A 17280-nucleotide genomic window follows, 5' to 3' on the forward strand; every position below is an offset into this window, starting at 1 on the left:
GGATGGCCGAACCGTTAGTAGCCTAGCAGTGGTATCAAAACGACATTACCCGTATCGTTTCGATGGCCAAACCACTGCCTGACCCTCACGGCTGCCTATGCGTCGCGATGGGTCGTTAGACGAGACCTCTCACCTGATGCGATTCCGCCGGCTCTTGCTCTGCTGCCTGTTAACCGCCTTTGCCGGCCTCATGTCGGGCCAGGCCATCGCGGCTTTTGTTCCAAGCGTGGTCAGCAAAAGCGGTGCGGAACTCCACATGGGCGCGGTGGAGTGGCTACCCGGGCATCCTGATGCCGACTTCGCAACCGCTCACACTGCCCCTTGGCAGTGGCAGCCGTTAGCCAAGCCCAATCTCAAGAAACAGCGGGACGGCGCATGGGTGCGCTTCGAAGTTGATAGCAATGCCACAAGCGCCGAGCGCTGGTACCTGAGCCTGAAATGGCCTGTCCTGGATAAGGTGCGTGTACGTCTGTTCTACCCGGCCGAAGGCGAGTGGGGTCCCTTGATGCAGGCTGGCGATCACATTCCCAAGCGTGATCAACCGCTAGCAGACCACAACCTGGTCTTCCCGCTGGAGTTGCGTGGCAATGAACGCGCCGTGGTGTACATGCAGGTACAAGCCCATGAACTCATGGCGTTGCCGTTGAGCATTTACGATGAAACGGCGTTCGCAGCGGAAAAAATTACCGACGTCGCAATGATCAGCCTGTTCTTCGGCGGCATGCTGGTGATCCTTCTCTACAACAGCAGCCTGTTCGTGTTCACCCGGGATCTGGCTTATCTGCTCTATGTCGTCTATCTGCTCAGCGCGCTGTTTTACGTCCTGACGATCACCGGCTTCGGCCAGCTATTCCTGTGGCCCGACACGCCTGTTTTCGCCCGCCGCTTCTATGCGCTGTCGGCAGCCTTGTGTTTTTTCACGCCGTTGCTGTTCGCCAGTCGCTTTCTCAAGGTCCGAAGTTATGGCGGCTGGCCCTGGCTGGTCACCTGGGTGCTGATGGGCTACTGGGGCGTGGTGATTCTGGTTACCGTGTTCGCGCCCTCGCTGAGTCGTTACCTGATGGCCGAACCGATCGCCCTGATTCACTGCATCCTGACGATGGCCGCCGTCATCAACCTGTGGATTCGAGGCAACCGTTCAGCACGCCTGTTCACCATCGCCTGGTCGACATTGTTGGTCGCCACCATCGCCCACCTGCTGGCGCTGGAAGGGCTGTTACCACTGAATGCACTGACCCTGCATGGCCAGCTGATCGGTATGTTCGCTGAGTTCGTGCTGCTGTCGATGGCATTGGCCGAACGCATCAATCACGAGCGTGACCGCCGGATCCTGGCGCAGCAGAGTGCCTTGCAAGCCTCCGATGCATTGGCGCAGGAGCGTGAGTCACGCCTCCAGGCGCAACAGCAGGCGCTAGAGATGCAGATCCGCAACAACGGGGCGCTTGAGGCGCGTGTGTACGAACGAACTCGGGCGCTGGAAGAGGCCAAGCGCGGCCTGGAGAGGGTTAACGAGCAACTGACCCGCATGAGTGTTACCGATGCGCTGACCCAGCTGTCGAACCGGGGGCATTTCGACCTGATGATCGACGAAGAGATCCGCCGCGCCCAACGCACGGAGACGCCATTGTCGGTGCTGCTGCTGGACATCGATCATTTCAAGCGGGTCAACGACACCTACGGGCATGCGTTCGGTGACGACTGCCTGCGGCTGGTAGCCGATACGCTCAAGCAACACGGCCAACGGGCCGGCGACGTGGTGGCGCGCTATGGCGGCGAAGAGTTCGTCATCGCGCTGCCTGGCATGAACAGCCGCGAAGCCGGCGAACAGGCCGAACGAGTCCGCGCAGCCGTGGCAGCGCTACGGCCCGCTCATGGCGAGCAGCGGCTGGAACTGACCATCAGCATCGGCGTGGCGACCCTGCAGCCGCCTGCGAACTGCTCCCCTTCACAATTGCTGGCGTGTGCCGATGCAGCGCTTTATCGGGCCAAACACAACGGTCGCAATCAGGTGGCAATTGCCGAGCCCGACGAGGCTCTCGAGCCGTCAGTCAACTGAATCGGGAACCGGTGGCGGGAAGCGCACCTTTACCAGCAGCCCGCCCAAGGCGCCCTGATCCAGTTCGATAGTCGCCCGGTGGGCACGAACAATTTCGCCGACGATGGCAAGACCAAGCCCGGCGCCCCGCCCTTGCTGGTGCACACGATAGAAACGGGCGAAGACCTTGGCGCGCTCCGCCTCGGGAATCCCCGGACCGTCATCCTCGACCTCCAGCACGCCCTCTTCCCTCACTCTCAGCACCACATTTCCGCCATTCGCCGTGTGCGCCATGGCGTTATCCAGCAGATTGCTGAGCAGCTCCGTCAACAACGTCGGCTCGCCGTCGATCCATATCGGCTGATCGGCTTCCAGCGCCAGCGCGACGCCCCGTTTGTGGGCCAGCGCAGCCATGGCCAGGCCCAGTTCCCTCGCCAGCTGGCTGAGGTCCAGGCGCTGGGCACCGCCTTCAGCAATCGACTGCGCGCCGGTTTCGATACGCGCCAGCGACAACAACTGGTTGGCCAGATGGATCACCCGGTCGGTATGGGCTCCGGCTTCTTCAAGCGTCTCCTGCCAACGCTGCGGCTGCTGTTCACGCTGGCCGAGTTCGATCCGCGCCTTGAGCGCCGCCAATGGCGTGCGCAGTTCGTGAGCGGCGTCGGCAATGAACTGGGCCTGCCGCTCGAACTGCCCGCGTAGCCGCTCGGTGAAGTGATTGAGCGCTGCCACCAGAGGTTTCAGTTCGCGTTGCACGGCCACCAGCTGTAGCGGCCGCAGATCGTCAGGCTGGCGCTGTTCGACCGCCTCGCTGAGTTTGCCCAAGGGGCGCAACGCCGCGCTGACTGCCAGCCACACCAGCACCAGCGCAGCAATGGCCAGTGATCCGACACGCCACAGCGTATCCACCAGCAGGCTGCGGGCCATGCGCTCACGAGCGCCCAGCGTTTCGGCGACGCGGATTTCAGCAATGCCGTTGAGCTCCGGCTCGCTCACCGGCTGCAGAAGGCTCACCAGCCGCACACCTTCGCCCCGGAATTCCCCGTCGTAAAAGCGCGCCAGCGCGGGATAGTCATCGGTGCGACGGATGTCAGCGCCTGGCGCAGGCAGATGCTCGTAGCCGCTGACCAGCCGGCCTTCGGTATCCAGCACCTGGTAGTAGATGCGCCCGGCGCTGTCGTAGGCGAAGGTGTCCAGCGCCACGTAGGGCACATTGGCGCGGAGCTGCCCATCATTGGCAACCAGGCCATCGGCAATGGCGCGGGCCGAAGCCAGCAAGGTCCGGTCGTAGGCTGTGTCGGCGGCGGCGCGCCCGTTCCAGTAGGCGCTCCAGCCACTGAACAGCATTAGCAGGGTCAGCAGCATCGCCAGCCTGCGCAGCAACCCACCGCGCAAACTGCCGGCGCGCGGCTGTATCTCTTCAGGCATCCGCTGCCTCCAGCAGATAGCCCAAGCCTCTGAACGTCACGATGCGCACCGCGCTGCCTTCGAGTTTCCTGCGCAGTCGGTGAATGTAGATTTCGATGGCGTCGGCACTGGCGTCCTCGTCGAGGCCGAACACCTGGGCCGCCAGTTGATCCTTGCTCATGACCCGGCCGGGCCGAGTGATCAGCGCTTCGAGGACCGCCTGCTCCCGAGACGTCAGGCTGAGCGGCTGCCCCTGGAGGCTGAAGCGCCGCGCATCCAGGTCATACACCAGCGAACCGCAGCGCTGCTGCCGCTCGCCAGCAGCCACGCTGCGCCGCAACAACGCCTTGACCCGCGCCTCCAGCTCGGAGAGTTCAAAGGGCTTGGCCAGGTAATCGTCAGCGCCGAGATTGAGCCCATGGACCCGATCGGTGACCTCCCCGCGGGCAGTCAGCATCAACACCGGCAGGGTCTTGCCACGCTCACGCAGGCGCGACAGCACCTGAAAGCCGTCAAGCCTGGGCAGCCCGACATCGAGGATCGCCAGCGCGTAATCCTCGGTCGACAACGCGAGATCAGCGGCGATGCCATCGTTGAGCAGGTCAACCGTCCATCCCGCAGCGCGCAACGCCTGCGCCACGCTTTCAGCCAGCTGGGGGTGGTCCTCGACCAAGAGAATCCGCATTTGCCTGTCCTCTGCCACACACGGAACGGGCCGCCAGTGTAGCGACAAGGCACGCCGCCCGCTGCTTTCGCCCTTGAAAGCCTGGCGAAAGCTTCGCCGCCTAGGATCGGGATCAGGTGGCTCGATCCACCTGGCGCGGCTCACGCCGCCACAACAAAAACAATAGTGGAGATTCAGGATGCTGACTGCCGTCAGAATTAACCCCGTACGCGCTCGCCTTGCCCTCGCCGTCGCGGCTGCCTCTCTGGCGCCCATGGCCCAGGCCGATTTCATCGAAGACAGCAGCGCGACCCTGCAAACCCAGAACATCTATCTCAATCGTGATTTTCGCGAAGGCACCGGCCAGTCCAAGCGTGAAGAATGGGCGCAGGGTTTCCTGCTCAACATCGAATCAGGCTTTACCGAAGGCACTGTGGGCTTCGGCCTAGATGCCATGGGCATGCTCGGCGTCAAACTGGATTCCGGCGGTGGCCGCACCAACACCGATCTGCTGCCGGTGCGCGACGATGGCAGCACCCCGGACGAGTTCAGCCGCCTCGGTCTGACGGCCAAGGCGAAGTTTTCGGAAACCGAACTGCGTTACGGCAGCCACATCCCGGAAACACCAGTGGTTACCGCCAGCGACAGCCGAACCCTCCCCCAGGTGTTCGAAGGCACCCTGTTGGTGTCTCAGGACGTGACCGGTCTTACCCTGACCGGCGGGCGTCTGGACAAGGTCATCGACCGTGCTTCGACCAACTCTCAGGAGCTGCAGGTCAACAACAAGAACGGTCGTTTCGACAGCGCGGCCGAGGCCGATCATCTGACCTTTGCCGGCGCGCGCTATGACTTCAACGAAAAGCTCATCGGTACCTACTACGCCGCCGAGCTGGACGACATCTATCGTCAACACTTCTTCAACCTGCAGGCTGTGCAGCCGCTGAGCGAGAATTCGTCGCTGACCGCCGACCTGCGCCTGATGATCAGTGATGACACCGGCGCAGCCAATGCCGGCAAGATCGACAACCAGGCCTGGAACGGCATGGTGGGCTACAGCCTGGGTGGCCACAAGGTCAGCCTGGCCTATCAGCAAATGAACGGTGACACCGGCTACGCCTACGTCGACGGCAGCAACCCTTACCTGGTCAACTTCGTCCAGATCAACGATTTCGCCAATGCCGACGAGCGTTCCTGGCAAGCGCGTTACGACTACAACTTCGCCTCGATCGGCGTCCCTGGCTTGACCTTCCTGACGCGCTACATCTCCGGTGACAACGCCGAGTACAGCGGCGGCAGCAATGGCAGCGAGTGGGAGCGCGACATCGAACTCAAGTACGTCGTACAAACCGGTCCGCTGAAGAACGTGGCCGTGCGCATGCGCAACGCCATGTTCCGTTCCGATTTCGCCCGTGACGCTGACGAAAACCGCCTGATCGTCAGCTACAGCCTGCCCATCTGGTAAAGCCGTCCACAATAAGAATCAAAGGAGACACCCATGAAGACAGCAATCCGTCGTATCGCCCTGCTCTCGTCCTGCCTGGTCCTGTCCAGCCAGCTGTTCGCCGAGCCCAAGCGTCCCGAGTGCATCGCCCCGGCCAAGCCCGGCGGTGGCTTCGACCTGACCTGCAAGCTGGCCCAGAGCGGCCTGAAAGACGAAGGCCTGCTCGAATCGCCCATGCGCGTCACCTACATGCCTGGCGGAGTCGGCGCAGTGGCTTACAACGCCGTCATCGCCCAGCGTGCGGACGACCCGGCGACCATTACAGCGTTCTCCAGCGGCTCGCTGCTGAACCTGGCGCAGGGCAAGTTCGGCCGCTATGACGAGACCGACGTGCGCTGGCTCGCCGGCATCGGCACCGACTACGGCGCCATCTCGGTACGCGCTGATGCGCCCTACCAGGACCTCGACGACCTGATCGCGGCGGTGAAGAAAGACCCCAGCAGCGTCGTGTTCGGCGCTGGTGCCACCATTGGCGGGCAGGACTGGATGCAGACCGCGCTGATCGCCCGCGCCGCGGGTGTGGATCCGAAGAAACTGCGCTACGTCGCGTTCGAAGGCGGCGGTGAAACCCTCACGGCCATGCTCGGCGGTCACGTGCAGGTCACCAGCAGCGGCCTGGGCGAGGTCGCCCCGCAGCTCGAAGCCGGCAAGATCCGCATCCTCGCGGTGCTGTCCGATGATCGACTGCCGGGCAAGATGTCCGAGATCCCGACCGCCAAGGAACAGGGTTACGACATCAGCTGGCCGGTGATCCGCGGCTTCTACATGGGCCCAGAAGTCAGCGATGAAGACTTCAACTGGTGGAAGACCCAGTTCGACACGCTGCTGGCCGACGAGGACTTCGCCAAGCTGCGCGAACAACGCGATCTGTTCCCGCTGTCGATGACAGGCGATGAGCTCACCGAGTTCGTCAACAAGCAGGTCGCCGACTACAAGGAACTCGCCGGCGAGTTCGGCCTGGTCAAGTAACACCCTGCCGGTAGCGGCTTCCCGAGGGCAGCCGCTACCCGCTCCTCCCGAGGTAACCACCATGTACGTTCGTGTCTTTGCCGCGGCCTGGCTGCTCGCCTGCGCCGGACTGGCGCTGCTCGCCTGGGGTTTCGAGGCGCCCTTCGCCTACGACCCGGTCGGCCCGCGCGCCTACCCGCTATTGCTGCTGTTCCTGATGGCTTGCGGTGCGCTCTGGCTGCTCTGCAAACCACACGGCGACCCGACGCCGCCGTTCGATTGGTCCATGGCCCGGCGCGCCCTGTACTGCGTCCTGGTCCTGCTGGCGTACGCATTGCTGTTCGAGCAGCTTGGCTTCGTCATCACCACCGCGCTGGCCACCTTCGCCCTGGGCCTGCTGTTCAACGGGCGCTTGTTGCCAAGCCTGATCAGCGGCGTGCTGATGGGCGTGCTGCTCTTTGGCCTGTTCGACCTGTTGCTTGATGTGCCGCTGCCGCTTGGCGTGCTGCGCTTGCTGGAGAGCTGAAAATGGAAACCTTGAATTTCTTGTGGCAGGGCTTTGACGTCGCCACGCGGCCGATGAACCTGCTGGTGGCGCTGTTTGGCGCCTTTGTCGGCACCGTTGTTGGGCTGCTGCCTGGGCTCGGCCCGATCAACGGCGTAGCCCTGCTGCTGCCTCTCGCCTTTGCGCTAGGCCTGCCGCCGGAGACTGCGCTGATCCTGCTGGCCGCTGTGTACCTGGGCTGCGAGTACGGTGGCCGGATCTCGGCGATTCTGCTCAACGTACCCGGCGACGCTGCGGCTGTGATGACCACCCTCGACGGCTATCCCCTGGCACGCCAGGGCAAGGCGGGTATCGCCTTGTCGTTGTCGGCGGTCAGCTCGTTCATCGGCAGCATCATCGCCACCTGCGGTGTAGTGCTGTTCGCCCCGCTGCTGGCGAAATGGGCGGTGGCCTTCGGCCCGGCGGAATACTTCGTACTGATGATCTTCGCCATCGCCTGTCTGGGCGGCATGGTCGGGGACAAGCCGGTCAAAACCCTGATGGCCGCATTGATCGGCCTGGGTCTAGCAACCGTTGGCGTGGACTCCACAACCGGCGTCTACCGTTTCACCTTTGGCAGCGTGAGCCTGTCCGACGGCATTCAGTTCGTGATCGTGGTGATCGGTTTCTTCAGCGTCAGCGAAGTCTTGCTGATGCTGGAAAAGACCCACAGCGGCCAGAAAGCGGTCAAGGCCAGCGGACGCCTGCTGTTCAACTTCAAGGAGTTCTGCTTCACCTTCTGGACCATGGTGCGCAGCGCCCTGGCCGGCTTTGTCATTGGTACCCTGCCTGGTGCCGGCGCGACCATCGCCAGCGCCATGACCTACATGAGCGAAAAGCGCATGGCCGGCGACAGCGGCAAGTTCGGCGAAGGCGACTTGCGTGGTCTGGCCGCACCAGAAGCGGCCAACAACGCCTCCGCCTGTGGCTCGCTGATCCCGATGCTGACCTTGGGTGTGCCGGGCTCGGGCACTACCGCGGTGATGATCGGCGCACTGACGCTGTACAACATCACCCCCGGCCCGCTGCTGTTCGAGCAGCAGCCCGATGTAGTCTGGGGCCTGATCGCCTCGCTGTTCATCGGTAACGTCATCCTGCTGGTGATGAACATTCCCCTGGTCGGCCTGTTCTCCAAGATGCTCAGCGTGCCCAACTGGGTGCTGGTCCCGGCCATCACCGCGATCAGCGTGGTCGGCGTCTACTCGGTGCACAGCACGACGTTCGACCTTGTGCTGATGGTGGGCCTTGGCGTGTTTGGATACCTGCTGCGCAAGCTGGAATTCCCGCTGTCGTCACTGATCCTCGGCTTCGTGCTTGGCGAGATGATGGAAGACAACCTGCGCCGTGCGCTGTCGATCTCGGCAGGCGATCTGGGCATCCTCTGGGGTAGCCCGATCACGCTGGTGCTCTGGGCGATGGCTGGACTGATGCTGGCCATGCCGGGCCTGCGCTGGTGGCGCCAGCGCCGTCGCGGCAAGCTGAACGAGGCGAATGCCTGAGATGCCGCGCCAGTTGCCTGGATGGTGGGCGACGCCTCTGGTCGGCGCCCTCGGCGGCTGGCTGGCAAGCCTGGCGAACTGGCCGCTGCCGTGGATGGTCGGTTCGCTGCTGGCGGTCATTGCGGTTCGCTGCAGTGGCTGGCTGGTAAGGGAAGTCCCGCAGGGTCGGCAGGTCGGGCAATGGTTGATCGCCAGCGCCATCGGCCTGCATTTCACCAGCGAGGTCATGCAGCAGGTCGTTGATCATTTCGGCGTGATTCTCGCAGGTGCGCTATGCACCCTGCTGCTGAGCCTGATCGGCATCTTCATTCTCCTGCGCAGCGGCACAGACCGCGCCACGGCGTTCTTTTCCAGCATGCCGGGCGGCGCCAGCGAGATGGTCAACCTGGCCGGTCGCCACGCGGCCCAGCCGGCGATGGTCGCTGCTGCTCATAGCATGCGACTGCTGCTGGTGGTGCTGATCATCCCCGCTCTGTTTACCTGGAGTCTGCCGCCCGTGGATGCTCCGCCACCGGCACCGGTGAGCTGGCCTTGGTTGGCGGTGTTGTTGCCGGCGGGCGGGCTGCTGGCGTTGCTGTGGAAGCGGCTCGGCCAACCCAACCCCTGGATGCTCGGCCCGCTCACCGTCTGTGCCGTTGCCAGCGCCGCTTTCGATCTGCATCTGGGCATGCCCGAAGGCGTCGGTCAGTTCGGCCAATGGCTGATCGGCTGCTCGCTGGGCTGTCACTTCGATCGGCCGTTCTTTCGCAGCGCGCCGCGATTCATGCTGCGCATCCTGCTGTTCACGCTGCTGGCCATGCTCGCTGCGGCGGGCCTCGCCGAAGTGCTGGGTTGGGCGGCCACGCTGAACCAGACGTCGCTGATGCTGGGGATGATGCCCGGCGGCATCACCGAGCTGTGCCTGACGGCCGAAGCACTACAGTTGTCGGTCGCCTTGGTCACTGCACTGCAGGTGCTGCGATTGTTCCTCGTCATGTTCCTCGCCGAACCGCTATTCCGGTTTTGGCAACGAGCCACGCTTTAACCCGCCCATTGGCGGGTTCTTTTTTAGCGCCTGCGTCTTGCTGGCGGTCTGGGCGAGACCTTGCGAATTACCGATTCAGCCAAAGAACCAATAGCAGACCAGAATCGCCGCGACGATGCCGGCGAAATCCGCCGCCAGAGCGCAGCCCACCGCATGCCGCGCCCGCTGGATGCCCACCGCACCAAAGTAAACGGCCAATACATAGAAGGTCGTCTCGGTGCTGCCCTGCACTGTCGCCGCAACCAATGCCGGAAAGCTGTCGACACCCTGGCTCTGCATCGTCTCGATCAGCATCGCGCGTGCCGCACTGCCCGAGAAGGGTTTGACCAGCGCGGTCGGCAGCGCATCGACGAAGCGGGTGTCCCATCCAAGCACCTCGACCAGCCAGCGAATGCCGTCCAAACCGAAATCCAGCGCGCCAGATGCCCGAAATACACCGATCGCGCAAAGCATGGCGATCAGATAGGGCAGCAAACTCTTGGCGACGTCGAAACCTTCCTGGGCGCCTTCGACGAAGCTTTCGTAGACCGGAACCTTGCGCAGCGCACCGATGACCAGAAAGGCAATGATCAGGCCGAACAGCGTGAGATTGCCGAGCAACGACGAAAGAGAAGAAAGTGCAGTGGCCGATAGCCCTGCGAGCAACGCCATGAAACCACCCAGCAACAGCGCACCGGGTATCAGGTAGGCAAGGACCACCGGGTCCCACAGGCGCAGACGCTGCACCAGCGCCACGGCGAGCAGTCCCGCCAGCGACGAAGCGCTGGTCGCCAGCAATATCGGCAAAAAGACCAGCGTGGGGTCCTCTGCGCCTTGCTGCACGCGATACATGAAAATGGTCACCGGCAGCAGAGTCAGGCCTGATGTGTTGAGCACCAGGAAAAGGATTTGAGCGTTACTGGCGATGTGAGGCGTGGGGTTGAGCTCCTGCAACGCCCGCATCGCCTTCAAGCCGATCGGCGTAGCAGCATTGTCGAGGCCCAGCCCATTGGCAGCAAAGTTGAGCGTGATCAGCCCCAGCGCCGGATGCCCGGCGGGCACTTCAGGCATCAACCGACTGAACAGCGGACCCAGCAGGCGCGCTAGCTTTTCGATCATGCCGGCCTTTTCCGCGATGCGAAGGAAGCCGAGCCACAGGGTAAGCGTACCGAACAGCACGATCATGATTTCCACGGCCAGCTTGGCCATGGCGAAAAGGCTTTCGACCAGTGCGGCAAACACAGCCGGATCGTCGCCGAGCAACCAGCGCGCCAGCGCCGCAACTGCAGCGATCAGAAAAAAGCCCAGCCAGAGGCCGTTGAGCATGGGGTTCTCCAACGAATGACTGCGGGCGATGATAGCGGTGCGGCTGGAGAACGGCCATGAACCAAACAGGGCGAAGCTATGGAAGGTGCAGTGAATATATGCTGAGGCGCTGCACTAGATCGTGCATTAACCGCTATAGACAGCGGCCGGTACGCCAATGAGAGGGCGAGATTCCCGCAAGAGGTTCTCTGCTGTGGAGAAATCGCAAGCCGAAGGTGGCATTCCACCTTCGGTTGCCTTTCGCCGAGCCCGGTCCATGACGGAGGTACTCCCTGTACCCCTAGGTCGCTCCATTAAGAGCGTCCCGACCCCTTGGCTCCCCCGCTGTAGGGGCTGATGGGTAAATCACCAGGAGGATGATTGACCTCAGTACCAGCACTTCGCTTTTACGAAGGCTTTGAAAAAAGGCATCCAGCCGCTGTTACTTCCCTAATATTGCAGCCGCCCTGACGAGCGGCGTTCCGCATCAGGCTCGTGGGCCGCGGCCTCGTCCGAAAATCAGCGAAGCAACAAACAACACTAGGAATACTACGAACAGGATCTTGGCGATACCTGTTGCAGTGCCCGCGATACCACCGAAGCCCAGTACTGCAGCGATGATGGCAATGATCAGAAACGTAATAGCCCAACTCAGCATGGTGTAACTCCTCTTCGGTTCAGGACATCTTCAGCGGACCGATCCGCAAGGATCGGGTCGCCTATCTCCAACTAGAAAACCCAACGTTGTTCCGACCGCTCCTGCAAATAATCAATCGTCTGCTCGGCAGGTCCGGTTTGCACAATCCCTACAGGTTGAGCGTCGTACATGCGGATTCGTTCCGCTGACTCATGCTGTGTCTGGCTGAGCGGTTCCGACATTGGCTGTTCGGCTCCGATGATCAACGTGACCACTGCGGCGGTAAGAAAACCTTTTCCAACCAGTAGGAAACGTGCTTGACGATTCATCCTCAACTCCTTCTAAGCATGCGGGGCATGTCTGTCTTAGCGGTTATGTTGCAGGGCTCGTGCCATCCGTTAGCTTTCCTATTAATCCTTTAATTTCAACAACTTAGATACACCAAACATCGCTGCGCCAATTTATATTGCACGATGCCTATGCAGAGCGCCGGGCGATTTGCACGACGGACTAATCCCTGCGGTTCCTGTCGCTGTGATTGAGGGTATGAATGCGCTCATGACAGGCCCGGATTTTCGGCAGCTCAATGGCTAGCAATGCCTTCACATCAGGGTCAGCTGTTTTCAGTGCATCCTCGAAGGCCGCCAGGATGCGCTCTTCAGTCTGGTCAAGCTGGTCGATGTAAACCGCGTCACTGTCGCCGAGCCTCGCCTTGGTGTCGGCGTACATCTCGCGCAGCTTACCTGCGGTAGTGCCGCCTTGTGCGGGTTGCTGCTGATTGGCTGCAACCTTTACTGACAGCGCTTGGATGATGTGCGTCTTGGCCTGAGCCATATCGCGGAACAGATGCTGCAATTCGACCTCTTTCACCTCGTCAATCGCGTGCTGATAGAAATGCTGACCGTCGCGGGTGATCTCGATGAGCTCGTTGAGTTGGGTCATGTTCTGGTTCATGGGGCCTCCAAATACAGATTGCGATGCGCCTCGACTGCTGTCGACCACGCGCGTTGCCGGTAACCACCGCAAGCCCCATGCCAGCGCCAAAAACTTCCCTGCACCTTTATAATCAACAGTTTGCATCGCCGTTGCGCTTGATGTGCGATTGCAGACTGCAGGAAAGACCCGTGTATACCGTGCAACTTGCAAGGCTTTGCGTAGACTAAAGCAGGCGCTGACCTACCGCGCGCCAAAGCAGCACACAGATTCCACCTCAACCACACGCCAAACATTCACCGCTTTTGCCTGACTGGAGCATTCATGGACCAAACGACCGACACCGGCGGCCGCATCCTACTGGTAGACGACGAGGCAGCGATCCTGCGCACGTTCCGCTACTGCCTCGAGGACCGCGGTTATACGGTGGTCACGGCGGCCAGCGCTTCACAGGCCGAAGCGATCCTGCAGCGGCAGGTGTTCGATCTGTGCTTTCTGGACCTGCGCCTCGGTGAAGACAACGGTCTCGATGTTCTGCAGCAGATGCGCGTACTTGCGCCGTGGATGCGTGTAGTAATCGTCACCGCCCATTCGGCCGTGGACACCGCGGTGGACGCGATGCAAGCGGGCGCTGCGGATTACTTGGTCAAGCCATGCAGCCCCGAGCAGCTGCGCCTGTCGGCCGCCAAGCAGCTGGAGGTTCGTCAGATGGCAGCGCGCCTGGAGGCCCTGGAAGGCGAGGTGCAAAAACGCAGCGATGCGCTGGGCTCGTACAGCCCGGCGATGATGAGCGTATTGGAGACCGCCCGCCAGGTGGCCGATACCGACGCGAACATTCTCATCCTCGGTGAGTCAGGCACGGGCAAAGGCGAGCTGGCGCGTGCGATTCACAACTGGAGCCGGCGTTCTAAAAAAGCCTTCATCACCATCAACTGTCCGTCCCTGTCGGCTGATCTGATGGAAAGCGAGCTGTTCGGACACAATCGTGGCGCTTTCACCGGGGCTACCGAAAGCACCCTGGGACGCGTCAACCAAGCCGACGGCGGCACGCTGTTTCTCGACGAAATCGGCGACTTTCCCCTCGCTTTGCAGCCGAAACTGCTGCGCTTCATCCAAGACAAGGAATACGAGCGCGTCGGTGACCCGGTCACCCGGCGGGCCGACGTGCGCATTCTCGCCGCCACCAATTTGAATCTTGAGGAAATGGTCCGCGAAGGGCGTTTCCGTGAAGACCTGCTCTACCGTCTGAATGTCATCACCCTGAACCTTCCACCCATGCGCGAGCGCCCGGAAGACGTGCTGACCCTCGCCGAACGCTTCCTGGCCTTCTTCGTAAAAAGCTATGGCCGACCAGCGCGCGGCTTCAGCGACAACGCGGTTGCCGCATTGAAGGCCTATCGCTGGCCAGGCAACGTCCGTGAATTGCGCAACGTGGTCGAGCGCGCCAGCATCATCTGCCCGCAGGACATGATCGAAGTCAGCCATCTTGGCCTGGCCGATCAGGCCGTCAGCAACGCCCCACGGATCGGTGAGCCGCTCAGTTTGGAAGCGCTGGAAAAAGCACATATCTCGGGCGTATTGAGCACCAGCGACACGCTTGAGCAAGCCGCCCGAATTCTAGGCATCGACGCATCGACGCTTTATCGAAAACGTAAGCAATACGGCCTATGAAAATCCAGATGAAGCTGAGAACCCGGCTGTTCCTGGGTTTCTCGGCATTGATGACGGTGGCCTTGCTTGGGCTACTGCTGGCGCTGGTTAGCGTCGTGCAAATGGCGAAGAGCCAGGAAAATCTCATTCGCGATAACTTCGGTGTCATCGAGGTCAACCAGCAGCTGCGCCAGGCGCTGGGAAACCAGCTACTGCTGCTGGTCCGTGAACAGCGCGACGCTGAAGCCCTGAACGAATACCGCGAAATCTTTCTGGGCGCTCTGGCGCGCGGTATGGCGAACGCCAACGACGAGCAGGACCGCAAGGCTTATGAAGCCATCGGCGACGCCTATACGCGCTTTGCCGTGCAGCTGGAAACACCCTCCAACCTGAACGTGACACTGCTCGAGGATAATCCCCTCAGCCAATCCTTCAACCGCGTTCGCGAGTTGATGGTGGACATGCAACAGTCCGCCTACAACCAGATTCGTGACACCGAGATTCGCAGCCGCGAACGGGCACAATTGCTCGCCGGGCTGCTCGGGTTGACCGGTATTGCGGTGCTGCTGATCGGCTTCGTCACCGCGCACAGTTTCGCCCGGCGCTTCGGTGATCCCATCGAGCAACTGTCCAGCGTGGCTGACCAGATCGGCCGCGGCGACTTCAATATCAATCTGCCCAGCTCGCCCATCGCTGAGCTATCGTCGCTGATTCGGCGCTTCGGTCTGATGGCGCAGGCCCTGCACCAGTTCAAGCAAACCAATGTCGAAGCGCTGGTCGATGGCCAGCAACGGCTGCAGGCATTGCTCGACAGCATCGATGACGGCCTGTTGATCATCGACCGCCAGGGCCGTCTGGAACATGCCAACCCGGTTGCGCAGCGCCAACTGGCCTGGGAAACAGAACATCTGGGGTCGACGCTTGGCCAGGCCCTCGGCTATCCGGAGCTGGACGAGGCCGCTCAGCAAGTGCTGGCCGATACGCCGCTATCCGGGCCGCCGGAAGATCTGGTGATCGAGGCCGACGGCGAGCGCCGCCTGTTGTCATGGCGCATGAGCCCAGTGAACCATCACGACGGCCGCATCAGCGGCGCGGTGATGGTGCTTCACGACGTAACCGACCAGCGAACCTTCGAACGGGTGCGCAACGAGTTCGTGTTGCGTGCCTCGCATGAGCTGCGCACCCCCGTGACAGGCATGCAAATGGCCTTCAGCCTGCTGCGCGAACGAACGCACTATCCGGACAATAGCCGCGAAGCCGACCTGTTCACCACCGTGCATGAAGAGATGCAACGCTTGGTCACGCTGATCAACGATCTACTGAACTTCTCGCGCTACCAGAGCGGTCAGCAAAAACTCGAACGTGTGCCGTGCGACCCGGCCGTACTCCTCGAGCAAGCACGGCAGCGTTTCCAGGCGAGTGCTGCGCAGAACCATATCGAAATAAAGCTTGAACTACAGACGCCGCTGCCAAGCCTGTTGCTGGACCAGCAGCAGATGGACCGGACGCTCGACAACCTGCTCAGCAATGCACTACGGCACACACCTGACGGCGGTGAGATCCGCCTACTGGCGCGGCATCACGGCGAACGGGTCATTCTCAGTGTCGAAGACAATGGCGAAGGCATCCCCTATAGCCAGCAGGCGCGCATCTTCGAGCCGTTCGTGCAGATCGGTCGCCGCCGCGGCGGCGCCGGACTGGGCCTTGCCTTATGCAAAGAGATCGCCCAGCTACATGGTGGTCGTATCGGCGTGCATTCGCGCATTGGCCACGGCACCATCTTCTATATCGCCCTGCCCATCTGAGCCTGGCACGGCGGGAAGAATAAAAAGGAGCCACCATGCCCAGCCTCAACCCCAGCCAAGACCAGCTGAAGCGCTTCGCCGAGCAGATGCCCGCCAACGAGCCGATCCTCATGCTCAACTTGCTGCGCTTTAACGATCAAGCCGCCTACCCTGCCGAAAGCGGTCACCCGCCTTGTTCCGGCAGGGAAGCCTATGCAGTCTACAGCCGCACCGCCATCAAGAAGGTACGCTCAGCCGGTGGCGACGTGGAGATCATGGCCAACGCCCGCGTCGCGCTGATTGCGCCGGAACAGGAGCATTGGGACGAGGTGCTGCTGGTGCGCTATCCCTCGCCTGAAGCCTTTCTGGCAATGCTGGCGGACCCGGAATACCGCGCCGCCACGATCCACCGTACCGCAGCACTCGCCGACTCGAGGCTGATCGGCTGTAACCCTCGCAGCTGAGCCGAAGCCTCAGCCTGCTGCGTTCAGCACCGCGAGCAGCGCTGCGGTTTCAGCGTCCGGTTCGCCATCGAAGCGCGCCGGACGGTATTTCATCTGGAACGCGGCAATGACGTTTCGGGTTTCCAGATCGAGATAGCCGTGATCGGGCACCTTGTAACCCTGCTCCGCCAACTGCGCTTGGAACCAGGCCACATCCGGTATTGCCGTCGCAAACAGGCTGCGCTGGCGCGCTACGGCTTGGGCGTCAGGCCAGGGCACCAGACCGGCGTCCGCCAGCCGCTTCCAGGGAAACAGCGGGCCCGGGTCGACCTTGCGCTGCGGGGCAATGTCACTGTGCCCGATGATCGCGCCAGGCTTCAGACCGCGGCGCTGCATGATGTCCTTGAGCAGCACGATCAGAGCGTCAATCTGCTCATCGGAGTAGGGATACCAGAGACGCCCCTCGGCGCTTTCGATATAACCGCGGTTAACCAGCTCGATGCCAATGGAGCTGGAGTTAAGCCAGGTACGTCCGTTCCATTGGCTTTCGCCAGCATGCCAGGCACGACGATCTTCATCGACCAGACGGTAGATGGTCGCGGGCGCCTCACCGATTAGGTAGTGGCTGCTGACGCCGTCGCCCTTGAGAATGTCGAGCGAACGCTGCAGGTCACTCGAGGTGTAATGCAGAACGATAAACTGCGCCCGGCTGTCCTGCCCCAGCGATGTATGACGGGTATCGATACGCGGACCGCTGGCGCAGCCGGCGAGCAATAGGCCAAACAAGGCGAGGATCAAACTTTTCATACGGGACCTCTGGTCGACAGCGTGATGACGCAGACTTGGGACAAGTCGATCGGACCGAGCAGCGGCCCGCAGAGAAACGCCGAGAGAGTCGGCGCCATCGCATAGAAGGCAATTGTACTG

General features: G+C 61.9%; 16 protein-coding genes. 9 read left to right on the forward strand and 7 right to left on the reverse strand.

What is annotated here, in order from left to right; genetic code table 11:
* Positions 1–133 precede the first annotated feature (133 nt).
* Positions 134–2056 (forward strand): sensor domain-containing diguanylate cyclase, encoded by a 1923-nt coding sequence (locus tag ACQKIK_RS09545; protein WP_499135904.1) that lies wholly within the window; start codon positions 134–136, stop codon positions 2054–2056.
* On the opposite strand, the gene ACQKIK_RS09550 is transcribed toward ACQKIK_RS09545, so the two are convergent.
* Together ACQKIK_RS09550 and ACQKIK_RS09555 are read right to left on the reverse strand one after the other, a co-directional pair.
* Complete coding sequence (locus ACQKIK_RS09550) at positions 2045–3463, reverse strand: sensor histidine kinase (protein WP_499135724.1); 1419 nt, start codon at positions 3461–3463, stop codon at positions 2045–2047. The genes ACQKIK_RS09545 and ACQKIK_RS09550 overlap by 12 nt on opposite strands.
* The gene (locus ACQKIK_RS09555; RefSeq protein WP_499135725.1) at positions 3456–4127 is read right to left on the reverse strand and encodes a response regulator; all 672 of its coding nucleotides are present in this window, start codon (positions 4125–4127) and stop codon (positions 3456–3458) included. Before ACQKIK_RS09555 ends, ACQKIK_RS09550 begins: the two co-directional genes overlap by 8 nt.
* Before the next feature lie 178 nt (positions 4128–4305).
* Between ACQKIK_RS09555 and ACQKIK_RS09560 the strand changes: the two genes are divergently transcribed.
* From ACQKIK_RS09560 to ACQKIK_RS09580, 5 genes are all read left to right on the forward strand, one after another.
* A complete protein-coding gene (locus ACQKIK_RS09560; RefSeq protein ID WP_045423537.1) occupies positions 4306–5568 on the forward strand; it encodes an OprD family porin in 1263 nt (420 codons plus the stop codon).
* Positions 5569–5601: 33 nt separating this feature from the next.
* Complete coding sequence (locus ACQKIK_RS09565) at positions 5602–6576, forward strand: Bug family tripartite tricarboxylate transporter substrate binding protein (RefSeq protein WP_046161545.1); 975 nt, start codon at positions 5602–5604, stop codon at positions 6574–6576.
* A 61-nt stretch (positions 6577–6637) separates the two neighbouring features.
* Positions 6638–7081, forward strand: a complete 444-nt coding sequence (locus ACQKIK_RS09570; protein ID WP_064480881.1) for a tripartite tricarboxylate transporter TctB family protein — start codon at positions 6638–6640, stop codon at positions 7079–7081.
* Between the two features lie 2 nt (positions 7082–7083).
* Positions 7084–8598: a tripartite tricarboxylate transporter permease gene (locus ACQKIK_RS09575; RefSeq protein WP_499135726.1), complete on the forward strand. Its 1515-nt coding sequence runs from the start codon at positions 7084–7086 to the stop codon at positions 8596–8598.
* Position 8599: 1 nt separating this feature from the next.
* Complete coding sequence (locus tag ACQKIK_RS09580; protein WP_045431511.1) at positions 8600–9622, forward strand: AbrB family transcriptional regulator; 1023 nt, start codon at positions 8600–8602, stop codon at positions 9620–9622.
* A 75-nt stretch (positions 9623–9697) separates the two neighbouring features.
* On the opposite strand, the gene ACQKIK_RS09585 is transcribed toward ACQKIK_RS09580, so the two are convergent.
* From ACQKIK_RS09585 to ACQKIK_RS09600, 4 genes are all read right to left on the reverse strand, one after another.
* Entirely contained in the window at positions 9698–10927 is a 1230-nt protein-coding gene (locus ACQKIK_RS09585) for a nucleoside recognition domain-containing protein (RefSeq protein WP_045423529.1), read from the reverse strand.
* A gap of 466 nt (positions 10928–11393) precedes the next feature.
* Positions 11394–11564: a DUF1328 domain-containing protein gene (locus ACQKIK_RS09590; protein WP_019341907.1), complete on the reverse strand. Its 171-nt coding sequence runs from the start codon at positions 11562–11564 to the stop codon at positions 11394–11396.
* A 71-nt stretch (positions 11565–11635) separates the two neighbouring features.
* Positions 11636–11872 carry a hypothetical protein gene (locus tag ACQKIK_RS09595; protein ID WP_127840394.1) on the reverse strand — a complete coding sequence of 79 codons (237 nt, stop codon included), beginning with the start codon at positions 11870–11872 and terminating at the stop codon, positions 11636–11638.
* Positions 11873–12053: 181 nt separating this feature from the next.
* Positions 12054–12497: a ferritin-like domain-containing protein gene (locus ACQKIK_RS09600; protein WP_045423525.1), complete on the reverse strand. Its 444-nt coding sequence runs from the start codon at positions 12495–12497 to the stop codon at positions 12054–12056.
* A 303-nt stretch (positions 12498–12800) separates the two neighbouring features.
* On the opposite strand from ACQKIK_RS09600, the gene algB reads away from it, so the two are divergent.
* The 3 genes from algB to ACQKIK_RS09615 are packed head-to-tail and all read left to right on the forward strand — an operon-like array spanning position 12801 to position 16374.
* A complete protein-coding gene (algB, locus tag ACQKIK_RS09605) occupies positions 12801–14147 on the forward strand; it encodes a sigma-54-dependent response regulator transcription factor AlgB (RefSeq protein WP_046161539.1) in 1347 nt (448 codons plus the stop codon).
* On the forward strand, positions 14144–15931 hold the full coding sequence (locus ACQKIK_RS09610; protein WP_499135727.1) for a KinB sensor domain-containing domain: 1788 nt from the start codon (positions 14144–14146) through the stop codon (positions 15929–15931). Before algB ends, ACQKIK_RS09610 begins: the two co-directional genes overlap by 4 nt.
* Before the next feature lie 35 nt (positions 15932–15966).
* On the forward strand, positions 15967–16374 hold the full coding sequence (locus ACQKIK_RS09615) for a DUF1330 domain-containing protein (RefSeq protein ID WP_241529513.1): 408 nt from the start codon (positions 15967–15969) through the stop codon (positions 16372–16374).
* A 9-nt stretch (positions 16375–16383) separates the two neighbouring features.
* Here the strand turns inward: ACQKIK_RS09615 and ACQKIK_RS09620 are convergent, their stop codons facing one another.
* On the reverse strand, positions 16384–17160 hold the full coding sequence (locus tag ACQKIK_RS09620; RefSeq protein WP_064480887.1) for an N-acetylmuramoyl-L-alanine amidase: 777 nt from the start codon (positions 17158–17160) through the stop codon (positions 16384–16386).
* Positions 17161–17280: the final 120 nt, after the last annotated feature.

Origin of the sequence: Pseudomonas sp. NPDC047961, from assembly GCF_050272435.1 — a bacterium.
Classification (GTDB): Bacteria; Pseudomonadota; Gammaproteobacteria; order Pseudomonadales; family Pseudomonadaceae; genus Stutzerimonas.